Here is a 16594-nt window from a genome sequence, read left to right as displayed (position 1 = left end):
AATTTGTGAACAGCAGCCGTCTTCAATATTCATTCAATCTTTTTCGGATACAGTGTCTGTATTGCAGAACAAAGAGAAAGATGGAGGAGAATATGTATATTATAAAAAATGCAATCAGAAATGTATGGAGGTCGAAGGGGCGGAGCATCCTGATGGGAATCATTGTTCTCGTTGTGGCCGTTGCAGTGTGTGTCAGTCTGACGATTCGGCAGGCGGCGAAAAATGCGGAGGAGACGACGCGAAACGGGATGTCTGTGACGGCGCAGATCACTGCAGACCGCTCGGCTGTGATGGAGCAGAACAGCTCGGAGGACGGAACGGTGGATAAGTCCTCCTTTCACGACAGAATGTCGGGGGGATTGACAATCGATGAGCTGGAGACTTACGCAAAGGCGGAGTCTGTGAAGTCCTTTTATTACACAGAGACTGCTTCTGTAAATGGAAGTGACACACTGGAACCGGTATCGGACAGTGAGGAGACGGAATCCGGAGCACAGGAATCCGCGGCGGCGGAGGACACAGCCTCTGCCACAGCACCGGCAGGTGCATCGGATGGAACAGAAGCAGCTGAGGGAATGGAACGCGGCGGTATGCAGATGGGCGAAAAAGCGGCCATGATGGCAAGCACCGGGGAGTTCTCACTGGTTGGTTATTCCTCAGATGAGGCGATGACAGCATTTGTGGATGGCACGAACAGTGTCACGGAGGGAAGTGTGTTTGCGGAAGGCGGCACGGAGATGGAATGCATCATTTCTGAGGAACTGGCACTCTACAACTCCATTTCTGTCGGAGATAAGATCACGGTGGTAAATCCAAGTCTGGATACAGAGACGTATGAACTGAGCGTGGTGGGAATTTACAGCAGCAGTGAGACGTCCGGCAATTCCTTTTCCATGATCGACCCGGCCAACCAGATCCTGATGAGTACGGCAGCGCTGGATCAGATTGTGGCGGATTCTGCGGCGGCAGCAACAACTGTGACCAATGCGTACAGCGGGCAGGAGGAGTCCTCTGAGCTGACGGCGGCTACGGCAGGAACTTATGTGTTCGACACGGTGGAGGACTATGAAAAATTCGAGGATGAGGCGAAGAATTTGGGACTGGATGAGATGTATACGGTATCCTCTTCCGATTACACGAACTACACCCAGAGTCTGGTGCCGCTGGAGACGCTCAGCAGGCTGGCAAAATATTTCCTCATTGTTGTGCTGGTGATCGGAGCGATCATCCTCATGGTGTTCAATATGTTCAGCACCAGAGAGCGTAAATATGAGATCGGTGTGCTGACAGCAATCGGAATGAAGAAATCAAAGGTTGCCGTGCAGTTCATGGCAGAAATATTTACCATTACCCTGATGGCGGTCATCATCGGCGGAACAGTCGGGAGCGTGGTTTCTGTACCGATTGCCAATTCCTTACTGGAGTCACAGGTGGCAGCACAGGAAGAGGCGGCAGCAAGTACTCAGAAGTCCTTCGGGCGCGGAGTGAACGGAGGTACAGACGGCGGAACGGGCGGCAATATGAAAGGCGGCATGGGCATGGCGGCTCCGGGGCAGCAGGCAGCAGACTACGTGTCGGAAATTACATCGTCGGTTGACATTGTGATGCTTTTGGAGGTGCTTGGAATCTGCATTCTGGTATCCTTGATTGCAGGTGCGGTATCGGTGGGTACGATTATGAAATATGAGCCACTTACGATTCTGGCAGGAAGGGACTAGGACATATGGAAGTATTAAAATTAGAAAATATCGGATTCAATTATGGAAATAAAAAGGTACTGGACAATGTGAATTATACCTTTGAAAGCGGAAAAATCTATGCGATTGCCGGAAAGTCGGGAGCAGGAAAGACGACACTGCTGTCCTTGATCTCGGGACTTGCGACGCCGAAGAATGGAACGATATATTTCCATGACACGGATATCCGCTCCTATGACAGCTATGAGTACCGGGGGAAGAAAATCGGGATTATCTTCCAGAGCTTTAACCTGCTGGCCAATCTGACTGCCGCGGAAAATGTGGTGCTCACCATGGACATTGCGGGTGTGAAAGCGGCGGATAAAAAGAAGAAGGCAAAAGAACTGCTGGAGCAGGTTGGACTGAATGAGGACGAGGCAAACCGGAGGGTGCTCAAGCTCTCCGGCGGGCAGCAGCAGCGAGTGGCGGTGGCGAGAGCACTGGCCACAGATGCGGAGGTGATTCTGGCGGATGAACCCACTGGAAATCTGGACGAGGAGACGCAGGAGGAAATTCTTCAGACATTCCGCAGGCTGGCGGAGGCTGGAAAGTGTGTGATCGTCATCACCCACTCTCCGCGGGTGACGGAGGCGGCCGATCAGGTGTATCGGCTGAGTGCCATAAAGTAGCGGGCAGGATCGACCGCTTTACCTGCAGCTGACAAGAGCTCCAGGAAAGTTAAAATAGCACAAGCACGCTTGTATGATTAAAAAACATTCACAAAAGAGAGCCTTGATTTTGGGCACTTTTATGGATGTTTTATCGATTGATAAAAAAATGTCAATCGGATTGGATATTTTTAGATACAATCATTGACGGAGTGATTTATATTTGTTAATATGAGGTGAAACCAAGAGTAAGTTACTTCTAACTCGAACAAATATTTTTTAGTGGAGGACAAAAAAATGGCTAAGTTTGAACAGTGGGAAGGTTTCGAAGGAAGACTTTGGAAAGAAGAAGTTAACGTTCGCGATTTTATCCAGAACAACTACACTCCTTATGACGGAGATGAATCATTCCTTGAAGGACCTACAGATGCAACAGAAAAATTGTGGGGAAAACTTCAGGAGCTTCAGAAGGAAGAGCGTGCTAAAGGCGGCGTGCTTGACATGGAGACAGAAGTCGTATCAGGACTTACGGCTTATGGAGCAGGATACATCAGTGAGGAGTTAAAAGATCTGGAAGCTGTAGTTGGTTTACAGACCGACAAACCATTAAAACGTGCATTCATGCCATACGGTGGAATCAAGATGGCAGAGCAGGCTTGTACAACATACGGGTATGAGCCAAGTGAAAAGCTGCATGAGACTTTCACAAAGTATCACAAAACTCATAACCAGGCAGTATTTGATATCTACACAGATGAGATGAAAAAAGCACGTCACAACAAGATCATTACAGGACTTCCGGATACATACGGAAGAGGACGTATTGTCGGCGATTACCGTCGTGTTGCTCTCTATGGTATTGACTATCTGATCGCGATGAAGAAGAAAGACAAAGACATCTATGAGAGACATGGCATGAAGGGTACTGACTTCCGTCTGAGAGAAGAAGTTGCAGAGCAGATCCGCGCATTGGCAGACATGAAAGAGATGGCAGCAGCATATGGCTTCGATATCTCTGAGCCTGCGAAAAACGCAAAAGAAGCTGCACAGTGGTTATACTTTGGATACCTTGCAGCAATCAAGACCCAGAATGGTGCAGCAATGAGTGTTGGCCGTGTGTCTACATTCCTTGATATTTATCTTCAGAAGGACATGGCAGCAGGCGTTCTGACAGAGGCACAGGCACAGGAAATCATCGACCACATGGTTATGAAATTCCGTATGGTAAAATTCGCAAGAATCCCATCTTACAACCAGTTATTCTCAGGTGACCCGGTATGGGCTACACTGGAAGTTGCAGGTATCGGTATGGACGGACGTTCTATGGTAACAAAGACTGACTACCGTTTCCTTCATACACTGGAGAACATGGGACCTTCACCGGAGCCAAACCTGACAGTACTTTACGCTTCTGAGCTTCCGGAATCATTCAAGAAGTATGCAGCATACATTTCCGTACAGACAAGTTCTATCCAGTACGAAAATGATGATGTAATGCGTCCGGTATGGGGAGATGACTACTCAATCTGCTGTTGTGTATCTGCAACAGAGACAGGAAAAGAAATCCAGTTCTTCGGCGCACGTGCAAACCTTGCAAAATGCTTACTGTACGCAATCAACGGTGGTGTTGATGTGAAGACAAAACAGCAGGTTGCACCGGCTTACAGACCGATCACAGCTGAGTACCTTGACTATGATGAGGTTATGGAAAGATATGACACCATGATGGAATGGCTGTCTAAGCTGTATGTAGATACATTGAACATGATTCACTACATGCACGACAAATACTACTATGAGTCAGCAGAGATGGCACTCATCGACACTGATGTAAGACGTACATTTGCAACAGGTATCGCAGGATTCTCTCATGTGGTAGATTCCCTGAGCGCAATTAAGTACGCAAAGGTAAAAGTAATCCGTGATGATGAAGGATTGGCAGTAGACTTTGATATCGACGGAGACTTCCCGAGATACGGTAACGATGATGACCGTGCAGACGACATTGCAGTATGGCTGCTTCGCACCTTCATGCACAAACTGAGAAAATGCCATACCTATCGTGATTCTGAGCCTACAACATCTATCCTGACAATCACATCCAACGTGGTTTACGGAAAGGCAACCGGATCACTTCCAGACGGACGTAAGGCAGGCGAGCCACTCGCACCGGGAGCAAACCCATCTTACGGCGCAGAGAAAAATGGTCTTTTGGCATCATTGAACTCTGTTGCAAAACTTCCATATGAGGAAGCACTTGACGGAATCTCTAATACACAGACCATCAACCCGGGAGCACTGGGACATGATGATGCTGAGCGTAAAGAGAATCTGGTACATGTACTGGATGGTTACTTCGATCAGGGAGCACATCATCTGAACGTGAACGTATTCGGAAGAGAAGTACTTGAGGATGCTATGGAGCATCCAGAGAAACCGGAGTACGCAAACTTCACGATCCGTGTGTCTGGATATGCAGTAAAATTCATCGACCTGACAAGAGAGCAGCAGATGGACGTTATCGCAAGAACCTGCCACGACAGAATGTAAGACGCAGTAAGACATTAAGATATTAAGATATACAAAAGAGGGAAGCAACTGCAGCGCAGATATTTGCTTCCCTTTGTGTATCTTCTCAAAGTCGGCCCATTTGCTGAACGCAAATTTAAAATGGGCGGATGTTCAATGGGAGGAGAAAACATGACGACAGGATATATTCATTCGTTAGAAAGCTTTGGGTCTGTGGATGGTCCCGGAGTGAGATATGTGATATTTACGACCGGCTGCGCGATGCGGTGTCAGTTCTGTCATAATCCGGACACCTGGCAGATGGAGACGGGGACGGAATATACGGTAGATGAACTGTTGGAGAAGGCACTCCGCTACAAGAAATACTGGGGCGCGAAGGGCGGAATCACGGTCAGTGGCGGAGAGCCGCTGCTGCAGATTGATTTCCTGACAGAACTGTTCCAAAAAGCAAAGGCAAAGGGCGTGCACACCACACTGGATACCAGTGGAAATCCATTTACCCGAGAAGGAGTATTTTTTGATAAGTTTCAGGAACTGATGAAGTATACGGATCTTGTGATGCTGGATATCAAGCAGGTCGACGATGAACAGCATCAGATTCTGACCGGATGTACCAACCAGAACATTCTGGATATGGCGTCGTACTTGTCAGAGATAAAGAAACCGGTATGGATCCGTCACGTGCTGGTGCCGGAGCGGAGTGATAAAGATGAGTATCTGCACCGCCTGAGAGCATTTCTGGATACGCTGACCAATGTGGAGCGAGTGGAAGTACTTCCCTATCACACACTGGGCGTGTTCAAATGGAAAGAACTGGGACTTGAGTATCAGCTGGAAGGAATTGACCCACCGACGGATGAGCGCGTGAAGAATGCGCGTGAGATTCTGGGAGCGTCCGGGGACTGAGACTCGGAAAAAGGGCTGTCGTGTCAAGCATAAATCATACAGGGGCGGTATCGCAGGATACTGGAAAATTTCATGTACTGTATGAACTGTGCTGGTCCGGCGGTTCTTTTTTTATGCGGAAAAATATGTGAAGTCCGGCAGTTATTTTCGGCGTCTGTTTTATCTGGGGCAGGCAATCTGCACGATTGTGTGCGAGTTTACACAGTTTTTACGAAGAGTATTTCTTATATTTTACGTCAGAGTGATAGTCTACATGGGTGAAGCTATACGAGAACCCCACAGGATATAATGGAAGGAAACGAGGCGTGCTCCTGGTATCTGACGTACAAAGGACGGTTTCCGTGAGGAGATAATGAAATTGAGTGGAGAAAAAAATGAGGTAGAACTCTGGATGGAGAATGTCATCCGGAATAAGAAAATAAAATCAGTATTTCAGCCGATTGTATCTTTGAAAACAGGGGAAATATATGGATATGAAGCACTGAGCCGGATTACGGAGGATCCTTATGCTGTGGGGATAGAAGATCTTTTTACTTATGCGAGAAAGTCCAAAAATCTCTGGAGACTGGAGGAGACCTGTCGGGTGAGGGCGTTGAAAAAAGCCAGGGAACTTCCTGCCGAAAAAAAATTATTTCTGAATGCAGACCCCAACGTTATCAATGACAAAAAATTTATCAGCGGATTTACGAGAAAGAAGATTCGGAAATATGAAATCGAATCACAGAATATTATTTTCGAGATTACAGAACACTCTGCAATCAAAGATGTAAAGATGTTCAAACAAATCGTGCAGCACTATCAACGTCAGGATTACCAGATTGCAATTGATGATGTGGGAAGTGGCTATTCAGGTCTCAACCGGATCTGCGCACTGCACCCACAGTTTCTGAAAATAGATATGAGCATTGTGCGCAACATCCACAACGATTCGGTAAAGCAGTCGCTGGTACAGGGGATGGTTCAGTTTGGTAATGCAGCAGGTATCGAACTGATTGCGGAGGGAATAGAAAATGAGGAGGAGATGGAGGAAATCATCCGACTTGGTGTACATCTGGGGCAGGGATTCTTTCTGGGAATGCCGCTGGAAAAATTTCAGGAGGAAAAACAGACCATCAGAAAACGGATTGTAAGTATGTACCGCAAGCATCACCCACATAATTTTGCACCATCTATTCTAGGAGAAGTGGGATATATATGCTCTCCCAAGGAGACTGTCACTCCGGAAAAGTCGGGGGAAGTAATATACGAATTTATGAGAAAGAATCCAAATATTACGGAAATCTGTATAGTGGATGACCAAAATTATGTGCTGGGAATGCTGACCCGAAAAAGAGTTATGGAGCTGTTTGGAGGAAGATATGGCTATACACTTCATGCGAGGGATACAGCGGGGGAGCTTGTGACGAAGGATTGTCTGGCGGTGGATGCCTCCACTTCGATTGAGGTGACATCGAAGCTTGCCATGGCAAGACCGAGAGACATGCTGTACGATGCGGTTGTGGTGACAAGAGACGAGAAGTACATGGGAATCGTTACGCTGAAGGATCTGCTGGAGACGGCGATCAATATCCAGATTTCCCGTGCGGTAGATGCCAATCCACTGACCGGCCTTCCGGGGAACAAAAAGATCGAAGAGGTGATAAGCGGATGTATCTGCGAAAGGCAGGACTTTACGGCCATCTATATTGATATTGATAATTTCAAAGCGTACAATGACGCCTACGGATTTAACAACGGAGATTTGATGCTGCAGGCCCTTGCGGACGTACTGCGCGATACCTGCGAAAAAGACGATTTTGTGGGACATATTGGCGGAGATGATTTTGTGGTGATCCGAAGGAAAGACCAGGCGGCAAAGCTGTGTGAAGAGTTGATTGCAAAGTTCCATGCAGCCATTCTGGAACTCTACAGCCCGGAGGATAGGAAACGGGGATGGATTGTATCCAAGGATAGAAATGGTCTGAAAGCAGAATTTCCGCTGGCGTCGCTCTCTGTTTCTGTGTTGATTTCTCTGGAACAGCATGTGAAATCAGTAGATGAATTTTCAAGAAAGATCGCGGAGATTAAGAAAAAGTGCAAACAGAAGCAGGGGGACTGCTATATGATCAAAACGATATAAAAGGATAAAAAAACATCTTTGTAATGGATGCAATAACAGACGGGAGTGTTACAGTTGAAATATTCAGAAATTAAAAAAAATGAGGAAGTAAAGGAATTTCTACGAAAAGGAAATGAGAATCTGGGCGTTCTGGGCTACACAGACCATTCAGAAAAACACTGCTCCGTGGTTGCGGAGCGCGCCGGAATGATTCTGGAGAAATTCGGATATTCCAGGCATGATATAGAACTGGTGAAGATTGCGGGATTCATGCATGATATCGGCAATGCAATCAACCGCAGCCACCATGCGGAATACGGCGCACTGTTGGCTAATGAGATCCTGAAGACTACAGACCTTCCGCTGACTGACCGGGTGACCGTGGTGTCCGCCATCGCCTGCCACGATGAGTCCACGGGGGGCGCACAGGATCCGGTATCTGCGGCATTGATTATTGCAGATAAGACGGATGTTCGCAGAAACCGTGTGCGCAACAAGGACAGGTCCAGCTTTGACATTCACGACAGGGTGAATTATGCGGTAACCGAGGCAAAGCTGAAGATCAGCCCGGATAAAAGTGTGATTGCATTGAATCTGCAGATTGATGAAAAGATCTGCACGATGTATGAGTATTTTGAAATCTTTCTGGAGCGGATGATGATGTGCCGGCGGGCGGCGGAACTGCTGGGATCGAAATTTAAGCTGACGGCCAATGGAAGCAAGGTGCTGTGATACACGGGACACTTTACCAAGATTTAACTTTTATTCGATTTGAGTTTTACCCGTATTTGTTACACTGTTCCTAACAAGACAGCGCGGGAGTATGAAGCACCCGGTCAAAACAGCTGTTTTACCTGTAAATGCAGCGGCAGATGGAATGCAAAGGTGCGAAGTCAACTGTGCAGACAAAGGGATGGGATGATAGGATGAAGATGAAAGAGATGTTGGGAAAAAGAAAACTGCTGGTGCTTGGCGGTGTGCTTTTGGCAGGTGTAATCGCGGTCGTGGGAACGAAGAGCGCGGTATTTACAGTGAATGCAGATGACGGAAAAGAGAGACGAAATATCGTGGCGGTCACCAGAGAAGACGGTTCAGGGACACGAAGTGCATTTGGAGAACTCACCGGTCTGGTGGAGGTAGATGCATACGGCACGAAGACGGATCGCACATCGGATCAGATCGCAGTCACGGGATCCACAGAGGAGATGCTTCGTCAGATTGAATTGACGGAGGACGGAATTGGATACGTTTCCATGGGTGCTTCAGATATGGAGAGCGCAGATGTCAAAATTGTAAATGTGAACGGCATGGAACCGACGAAAGAAAATATTAAAAATGGCAATTATGAGCTGACACGCCCGTTGCAATTGATTTACAACGGAAAACTGACAGATCTGGAGTATGATTTTCTGACGTATCTCAAGAGCGCAGGTCAGGGGATCGTTGCGGATACGGACTACATTGCGGCGAGAGATACGGGGATTCATCTGAAAAAAAATGTGACAGGGAAGATCGCAGTCAGTGGCTCGTCCTCCATGGCACCGATAATGCAGGTGCTTGCCGCCGCTTACATGACAGAAAATCCAGGGGCGGAGGTTCAGGTCACGACCTCGGATTCTAACAAAGGAATGCTGGATGTGATGGAAGGGAAGAGCAATTTCGGAATGGTTTCCAGGGATCTCTACAGCTATGAAAAAGCGGTGTTCCAGAGCGAGACGATTGCGAAGGATGCAATCGTGGTGATCGTGAATAAGAAAAATGGATTAGAGGATATTACAACAGACCAGATTCAGGGGATCTATACCAGTAACATCGAGAATTGGGAGTATCTGGAAGTATATGAATAGAAGGGCAAGTAGCAAAGCGGATTGCGAATATCCGTTTTGACTATAAAAATGGCCGGCAGCTTATTGATAAAAGCTGCCGGTCATTATGCGTTCTCGGTATGGAGCCGTAATTTCCAAATTCAGGAATTTGTCGATGACGGAAGGGTCTTTCCAAAAATGCATGGGATAGACCAGTCTGGTGTCGGTATTTCTCATGAAATAATCGAGACCTTTGAAAAAACGGTCCTCCTCCTGTCTGGGATCCAGTACAAGGAATGCGACATCGATCGGAATGTCGGAAAGTCTTGCGATTTCCGTCTGGTAGCCGAGTGTCCGTTCCTGGTATTCTTCCTCCGTCTCGCCGCCCCACGTCCACCAGTGAAGATCACCGGCGTGGTAAATGGTCAGCCCCTCGCTCTCCACGAGAAATGCAACACCCTCATCGGTGGATAGAAGCGTGGTGATCTTGAGCGCCCCAATCGTCCGGTCGGTATGCTCCGGCAGAAAATAAATAGAATCGTAAGTCTGCTCATTTACGTGATGCCGCAGAAAATAATTCCGGTTGTATTTTTTGCGAATGTCGTCGGAAAGAATATAAGTGACGGAAGGGTACTGATCCGCCAGTTTGAAAATATCCATATTAAAGTGGTCATGATGAAAATGACTGGAAAACACGTAAATCGGTTTGGTGGGTGGAAAAGCCGGAATCACGCCCTCAAAATAGTCGAAAAGCAGGATACTGTTCTCCAGCTCCACCGAAAAGCCGCTGTGGCCAATATAAGTTATGTTCATTCAATTCTCCATAATCTGAAAAGCAGGGTTATTTGGCAGGTACGATCTCAAGCCAGTATCCGTCCGGGTCTGCGATAAAGTAGATGCCCATGTCAAGATTCTCAAAGCAGATACAGTCCATTTCTTTGTGAAGTGCGTGCGCCGCCTCAAAATCATCCACATCAAACGCAAGATGAAATTCGTTGTCTCCTAAGTTATACGGTCTGTCCCACTCCTTGAGTTCTGTGAGCTCCAGAAGATGCGGTGTCACGCCGTCGGTCAGATACACGAGCGTGAAAGAGCCGTCAGAAGCTTCTTTGCGGTGATGCTCTGTGAGCCCGAGTGCTTTTTCGTAAAATGGAAGAGAGGCCTTAAGGCTTCGTACATTAAAGTTGTTGTGAGCAAATGTCAGTTTCATAATGTAGTTCTCCTTTTCTGAATGATGAATTGTGGTTGCATTTTATTGGAAAAATGTAGAAACAAGGTCGTTGACGAGCTTGCCGTCAGCCTTTCCCTTGACCTTTGGCATCAGTTCTTTCATGATTTTTCCCTTATCTTTGGCGGTAGGTGCGTCCAGTCCGAGATCTGCCAGAACACCGGTGATAATTTCACGGATCTCGTCCTCGCCCATCATCTTCGGAGCGTATTCCTCCAGAACTGCGATCCGCTTCGTGCACTCAGCGATGATATCGGTGCGGTCAGCTGGGGTGAGCTCCAGTGTCTCTTTGGTCTGCTTGATCTCTTTTAAGATTACCTGTATCTCTTCCTCCCCGGTCAGATCGGCTCTCTTGTCAATTGCTTTATTTTTAAGGGCTGATAACAGCAGGGAAAGGGATTCTTTCTTCTCTTTGTCGCCGGATTTCATAGCAGCGACCATGGCACTTCTTACTTCTTCGATTTTACTCATTTTGATTACCTCCGTTTTTAAGTAGAACAGTGCAGAGTATCTGTATGTTCTGCATTTTATCTTAGCAGAATTTGGGTCACTTTTCAAGTGCGAGGGAATGCTGGGTTACTGGAACAGATTTATCAGTGAACAGTAACATGCTGGATGTTGCAGGAATGAGGTTTCTCATGTAGAATAGAGACGTGAATTATGGTGGCGGAAGAAAATAGAGAATGGAGATCAAGATGGAATTTGAGAATAAAAAGGATGGCAATACAGCGGGACATAGAAAAGATGTGTCCGGGACGGAACCGGGGACAACGGGGCAGCCTCATAAGAGGCGAGTGCGTTATAAGGGGACCCATCCGAGAAATTTCAAGGAGAAGTATAAGGAGCTGCAGCCGGAAAAGTATGCAGATACGATTGCGAAGGTTGTGCAGAAGGGGAGTACGCCTGCGGGAATGCACATTTCTATCTGTGTGAATGAGATCCTGGATTTTCTCCAGATCCAGCCGGGGCAGAAGGGGCTGGATGCGACGCTCGGGTACGGTGGCCATACGCAGGCCATGTTAAAGTGCCTCAAGGGCGAGGGACACATTCATGCGCTGGACATAGACCCCATCGAGTCGGTGAAGACGAAGGCCCGCCTGGAACAGGCCGGATTCGGAGAAGAAATTCTGACGATTCATCACATGAATTTTGCGGATATCGATCAGGTGGCGGAGGAGGACGGACCGTTTGATTTTGTGCTGGCGGATCTGGGCGTCTCCTCGATGCAGATCGACAATCCGGAGAGAGGGTTTTCCTACAAGACGGAGGGACCACTTGATCTGCGCCTGAATCCGGAGAAGGGAGAATCCGCAGCAAAACGTCTGCGGGAGATCGATCAGGAGGAGCTGCAGGGGATGCTGATTGAAAATTCAGATGAACCTTATGCGGAGGAGATTGCGAAGGCGGTGATGACGACGCTGAAGCGCGGCGGAAAGATCGAGACGACACAGGATCTGCGCCGGATTATAGAAGAGACCCTGAGTTTTCTGCCGGAAAGGGAATTTAAGGAGAGCGCGAAAAAGTCCTGTCAGAGAACCTTTCAGGCACTGCGAATCGATGTGAACAGTGAGTTTGAAGTGCTCTATCAGTTTCTGGAAAAACTGCCCGATGTGCTGGCACCGGGCGGACGAGTGGCGATTCTGACGTTCCATTCGGGGGAAGACAGGCTGGTGAAACGCTCGTTCAAGGAACTAAAACGGGCGGGAATCTACAGCGATGCAGCCACGGACGTAATCCGCCCCTCGGCGGAGGAGTGCAGACTGAATCCGCGTGCCCGCTCCACGAAGATGCGCTGGGCAGTTCGGAGCGAGTAGGAAAACAGGCGGAGAGACCTGCCCAGAAAGCCGCAGAAGGTGCCGGAAACGCAGACATGAAGTATGACCGATTTACGAAAATAGCAGAAAAAGATTTCAGACAGATCATCTGGTGACGGGATTCTTTTTCTGCTATTTTTTTGTGCAGAAAATCAGAGGGGCAAGTCTGACAAACATCTGATAAACAATATGCTGAGCTCGAAGGATCACAGAGCTTCATCTTGCTATGCTGCTTATTTGATAAACACCACGCGCAGACTTGAAAGATTACAAAAAGTACTTTAAAATAATACAAATGTCGCATATACTTGACATAATGTAAAACAAGTGATATGATATAGGCATAAAAAGAGAAGAAAGAAGAGAGGAGTGATCGCAATGGCACGTAACATTCCGATTAAGGTGGCCAGGGCACAGCTGGACATGACACAGAAGAAGCTTGCCGAGGAGGTCGGCATCTCAAGGCAGACGATGAATGCAATCGAACAGGGAGAATATAATCCAACGATCAAGCTCTGCCGATCCATTTGCAGAGTGCTTGGAAAATCATTAGATGAATTATTCTGGGAGGATGAAAAAGATGAAGAAAAATAATAAAAGTCAGTTGGATGAGATGCAGGAACAGAAATTATTGAAAATTGAACACAACGGATGCTGGCTTGCATTCTGGGGACTGCTGGCAGTGCTGGCGGTTCAGACGTTTACAGGCGGGGAAGATATGGTGAAAAATACAGCGGGAGAGCTCATCGTATTTCTGTGTCTGTGCCTGTATATGTTGATCGCATGTCTGAGAAACGGAATCTGGGATCGCAAATTCAAACCGACGATGAAGACGAACCTTGTGTTCAGTGTATTGGGTGGAATGGGGATGGCGATATTCTATTTTATAAAGTCCTATGTGAATTACCACAAGCTGGCGGGATCTATCGCAACGGGAATATTCATGTTCATAAGTACTTTTATCTGCTGTTTTGTTTTATTTATGGCGACAACAGCGATTTATAACAAGAGAAAAGATAAGCTGGAAGGACCGGATGATCCGGAAGAGTAGACAAACAGCAAAAAAAGAAAACCTCCGCAGTATCGGCTACGGAGGTTTTCTTTTATTATCTAAAGGAATGAGAGTAAAGTTGGCAGAAGAAACATCGTTCGTTGGAGGGCGATATATCACTGCCTGTACTTTATGAGGGGGCGATAGTATTTGTTTACTATCTGAATCTAGTATATCCAGAGAAAATGTCCAAATTGTGTGCAAATTCTAAAAGAAATCTTAAGTAAAAAGAAGAAAATTATAAAGAAGCGAATTTAAGTAGAAAAATGTCGAAATGCGTCGCAGACAGCGGAGTTTCACTGAACCGGGAGGACGGTTTTCGGGGTGAAAAAGATGGCTGGGAGGTGAATCGCACCGGCGAATCACTCTGCCATATTCGAAGAAAATGTGATATGATATACGTGATAGCAAAGAGCGGAGCGGAATCGAACTGCACTGCGGATGACAGGAAGACGGCAGCATATGCTATAAAGAACTAAAAGTGAGAGAGAAGTAAAGCAATGGGAGAGAACAAAGAAAAAACAGATCCAAAAAACAGAACGAATGATTTCGCGGAAGGGAGCATGTGGAAAAATATACTCCTCATGGCCATTCCGATGACGGTGGCACAGCTTGTGCAGGTGTTTTATAATCTAGTGGACCGTATCTACATTGGCCACATGGGAGCAGATGCATCCCTTGCCCTGACGGGGCTGGGACTGAACTTCCCGATCATCAGCCTGATCACTGCGTTCTGTCTGTTGTTTTCCAGTGGCGGTGCGCCTTTGTGTTCCATTGAGCGTGGCCGCGGGAATCATGAGCGCGCGGAAAAACTATTGGGGAATTGTTTTGTTCTGCTGATGATAACAGGTGTGGTTCTGATGGTGATTCTATATGTGTTCATGAGGCCGATTCTCTATACCTTCGGCGCATCGGATGCGACCTATGTGTACGCGGCAGATTATCTGCGCATTTATCTGCTGGGAACACTGTTTGTGATGACGGCCACGGGGATGAACATGTTTATCAATTCCCAGGGGTTTGGACGGATCGGAATGGCGACCACGCTGCTTGGGGCTGTGTGCAACATCATTCTGGATCCGATTTTTATCTTCGTTTTGGGCTGGGGGGTCCGCGGAGCAGCAGCGGCTACGGTGATCAGCCAGGGAATCAGTGCTGCGTGGGCGCTTCATTTTCTGCTGAGCGACAAGGCAATCTATAAGATAAAGAAGAAGTGGCTGAGACTGGATGACGGGAAATTGATTTTACAAGTGCTCGGACTGGGGCTGTCCGGCTTTGTGATGGCGGTGACAAACAGTCTCACGCAGATTGTCTGCAATGCGATGCTTCAGCGTTGGGGCGGCGATCTGTACGTGGGGGCGATGACAATTCTCAATTCTGTACGGGAAGTCTTTACATTGGCGGCGCAGGGAATCACACAGGGGGCACAGCCGGTTCTGGGGTATAATTACGGCGCACACGAATATAAGCGGGTGAAAAAAGGAATCCAGTTTATGAGTCTGGTCACCATCAGCTATACCGTCGTGATCTGGGCCGTGATCAATCTCTTCCCGCATCCGTTCATTGCCATGTTTACGAAGGATGCAGATCTGATCACACTGGCAGCACCGGCGCTGAAGATTTTCTTCGGTGGATTTTTCATGATGAGTCTGCAGTTCAGTGGGCAGGCAACGTTTGTCGCGCTGGGCTACAGCAGGCATGCCGTGTTCTTCAGTCTCCTCCGCAAGGCGTTCATTGTAGTTCCACTGACGCTGCTGCTGCCCGGATTTCTGGGTGTGGACGGTGTGTTCTATGCAGAGCCAGTCAGCAACTACATCGGGGGAACGGCCTGTTATGTGGCGATGTTACTGACGGTATGGCCAAGACTGAGCGGAAAGAAATCCGTCGGAAACAGCAAAGCGGATTGAGAAGGATGTCTTAATTTACGGTAAATTAATAAATTGTTCATGTGGTTTTCACGTATCAAAAACGCTTTTTTGGTAAGATAAAGACAGTTGGGAAAAAATTCCTGAAAAAGTATGCTTAAAAAGAGGTAGCCATGAGAAAAAAGACAAAAGAGATAATTAGTATAAAAGAGACAGATGTTACAATAGAACGGGAAGAGATGCTGGAAGGAACGCTGGAGGTAAATGAACTGATTCCCCGGGGCGTACGGCAGGGAGACAACATGGAGTGGATCGTGAACATGAAGGACCAGTTTTCCCAGACCATGGATCCCATCCTGCGCATGTACAATGCGGCGATGAACGAGACGACGGCAAGAATGGAGATCATCAAGGATGAATTTCATTTTCGGAAACAGCGGTGCCCCATTCATCATATTGACACACGATTGAAATCGGCGGACAGTATTCTGGGGAAACTCCAGAAGAAGGATCTTGACCTGACACTGTCTTCCGCTTGCAATAATATATACGATATCGCCGGGGTGCGTGTCGTCTGCCCTTATGTGAAGGACATTTATCTGGTGAGAGAGCGGATTATGGCGCAGGATGATATCAGCATCATGGAGGAGAAGGACTATGTGCAGTCCCCGAAGCGAAACGGGTACCGAAGTCTTCACCTGGTCATTCGGATTCCAGTATATTTTATGGGCAAAAAGCAGATGGTTCCGGTGGAACTTCAGATCCGCACGCTGGCCATGGATCTGTGGGCCAGTCTGGAGCATGATTTGAAGTACAAATCCCTGCACCAGGAATGTGAGATCGACTTTACCGCGAAGCTGTATGAGTGCAGCCGCCTGATTTATCAGGCAGAGGATGAGATGGAGAAGATCAATGACCTGCTGGAGGATTGAGAAAACAGAACGCATAGACTTA

At 47.4% G+C, this 16594-nt stretch carries 16 protein-coding genes; 13 read left to right on the top strand and 3 right to left on the bottom strand.

Annotation, left to right across the window (positions count from 1 at the left end; genetic code table 11):
* Positions 1 to 92 precede the first annotated feature (92 nt).
* The 7 genes from BUB85_RS07370 to BUB85_RS07340 all read left to right on the top strand — a co-directional run bounded on the left by BUB85_RS07370 (position 93) and on the right by BUB85_RS07340 (position 9724).
* Positions 93 to 1718, top strand: coding sequence for an ABC transporter permease (locus BUB85_RS07370; RefSeq protein ID WP_073107702.1), 1626 nt, complete (start codon positions 93 to 95; stop codon positions 1716 to 1718).
* 5 nt (positions 1719 to 1723) lie between these two features.
* Positions 1724 to 2365 carry an ABC transporter ATP-binding protein gene (locus BUB85_RS07365; protein WP_073107697.1) on the top strand — a complete coding sequence of 214 codons (642 nt, stop codon included), beginning with the start codon at positions 1724 to 1726 and terminating at the stop codon, positions 2363 to 2365.
* Positions 2366 to 2641: 276 nt separating this feature from the next.
* On the top strand, positions 2642 to 4894 hold the full coding sequence (gene pflB, locus BUB85_RS07360) for a formate C-acetyltransferase (RefSeq protein ID WP_073107692.1): 2253 nt from the start codon (positions 2642 to 2644) through the stop codon (positions 4892 to 4894).
* Positions 4895 to 5044: 150 nt separating this feature from the next.
* Complete coding sequence (gene pflA / locus BUB85_RS07355) at positions 5045 to 5779, top strand: pyruvate formate-lyase-activating protein (protein ID WP_143160675.1); 735 nt, start codon at positions 5045 to 5047, stop codon at positions 5777 to 5779.
* 358 nt (positions 5780 to 6137) lie between these two features.
* Positions 6138 to 7898, top strand: a complete 1761-nt coding sequence (locus BUB85_RS07350; protein ID WP_159434626.1) for a GGDEF domain-containing protein — start codon at positions 6138 to 6140, stop codon at positions 7896 to 7898.
* A 45-nt stretch (positions 7899 to 7943) separates the two neighbouring features.
* The gene (locus tag BUB85_RS07345) at positions 7944 to 8609 is read left to right on the top strand and encodes an HD domain-containing protein (RefSeq protein WP_073107679.1); all 666 of its coding nucleotides are present in this window, start codon (positions 7944 to 7946) and stop codon (positions 8607 to 8609) included.
* 194 nt (positions 8610 to 8803) lie between these two features.
* Entirely contained in the window at positions 8804 to 9724 is a 921-nt protein-coding gene (locus BUB85_RS07340) for a substrate-binding domain-containing protein (protein ID WP_159434625.1), read from the top strand.
* Between the two features lie 60 nt (positions 9725 to 9784).
* On the opposite strand, the gene BUB85_RS07335 is transcribed toward BUB85_RS07340, so the two are convergent.
* Genes BUB85_RS07335 through BUB85_RS07325 form a run of 3 tightly spaced genes read right to left on the bottom strand, consistent with a single transcriptional unit; the run spans position 9785 to position 11381 of the window.
* Positions 9785 to 10495, bottom strand: coding sequence for an MBL fold metallo-hydrolase (locus tag BUB85_RS07335; RefSeq protein ID WP_073107668.1), 711 nt, complete (start codon positions 10493 to 10495; stop codon positions 9785 to 9787).
* Between the two features lie 28 nt (positions 10496 to 10523).
* Positions 10524 to 10892, bottom strand: coding sequence for a VOC family protein (locus BUB85_RS07330; protein ID WP_073107664.1), 369 nt, complete (start codon positions 10890 to 10892; stop codon positions 10524 to 10526).
* A 42-nt stretch (positions 10893 to 10934) separates the two neighbouring features.
* The gene (locus BUB85_RS07325; protein WP_073107659.1) at positions 10935 to 11381 is read right to left on the bottom strand and encodes a GatB/YqeY domain-containing protein; all 447 of its coding nucleotides are present in this window, start codon (positions 11379 to 11381) and stop codon (positions 10935 to 10937) included.
* Between the two features lie 212 nt (positions 11382 to 11593).
* Between BUB85_RS07325 and rsmH the strand changes: the two genes are divergently transcribed.
* From rsmH to BUB85_RS07295, 6 genes are all read left to right on the top strand, one after another.
* The gene (gene rsmH, locus BUB85_RS07320; RefSeq protein WP_330392253.1) at positions 11594 to 12724 is read left to right on the top strand and encodes a 16S rRNA (cytosine(1402)-N(4))-methyltransferase RsmH; all 1131 of its coding nucleotides are present in this window, start codon (positions 11594 to 11596) and stop codon (positions 12722 to 12724) included.
* Positions 12725 to 13102: 378 nt separating this feature from the next.
* Positions 13103 to 13318 carry a helix-turn-helix transcriptional regulator gene (locus BUB85_RS07315; protein WP_073107652.1) on the top strand — a complete coding sequence of 72 codons (216 nt, stop codon included), beginning with the start codon at positions 13103 to 13105 and terminating at the stop codon, positions 13316 to 13318.
* Entirely contained in the window at positions 13305 to 13775 is a 471-nt protein-coding gene (locus BUB85_RS07310) for a DUF6773 family protein (RefSeq protein WP_242945375.1), read from the top strand. The genes BUB85_RS07315 and BUB85_RS07310 overlap by 14 nt, the downstream gene beginning before the upstream one ends.
* A 266-nt stretch (positions 13776 to 14041) precedes the next feature.
* The gene (locus BUB85_RS07305) at positions 14042 to 14254 is read left to right on the top strand and encodes a hypothetical protein (RefSeq protein ID WP_073107648.1); all 213 of its coding nucleotides are present in this window, start codon (positions 14042 to 14044) and stop codon (positions 14252 to 14254) included.
* Between the two features lie 21 nt (positions 14255 to 14275).
* Complete coding sequence (locus BUB85_RS07300; RefSeq protein ID WP_073107645.1) at positions 14276 to 15682, top strand: MATE family efflux transporter; 1407 nt, start codon at positions 14276 to 14278, stop codon at positions 15680 to 15682.
* Between the two features lie 131 nt (positions 15683 to 15813).
* The gene (locus tag BUB85_RS07295) at positions 15814 to 16572 is read left to right on the top strand and encodes a GTP pyrophosphokinase (protein ID WP_073107642.1); all 759 of its coding nucleotides are present in this window, start codon (positions 15814 to 15816) and stop codon (positions 16570 to 16572) included.
* Positions 16573 to 16594: the final 22 nt, after the last annotated feature.

This window comes from Hespellia stercorisuis DSM 15480, assembly GCF_900142165.1.
Lineage (GTDB): Bacteria > Bacillota > Clostridia > Lachnospirales > Lachnospiraceae > Hespellia > Hespellia stercorisuis.
Note: the sequence above shows the minus strand (reverse complement) of the source record. Positions and strands in the feature narration are given on the sequence as shown.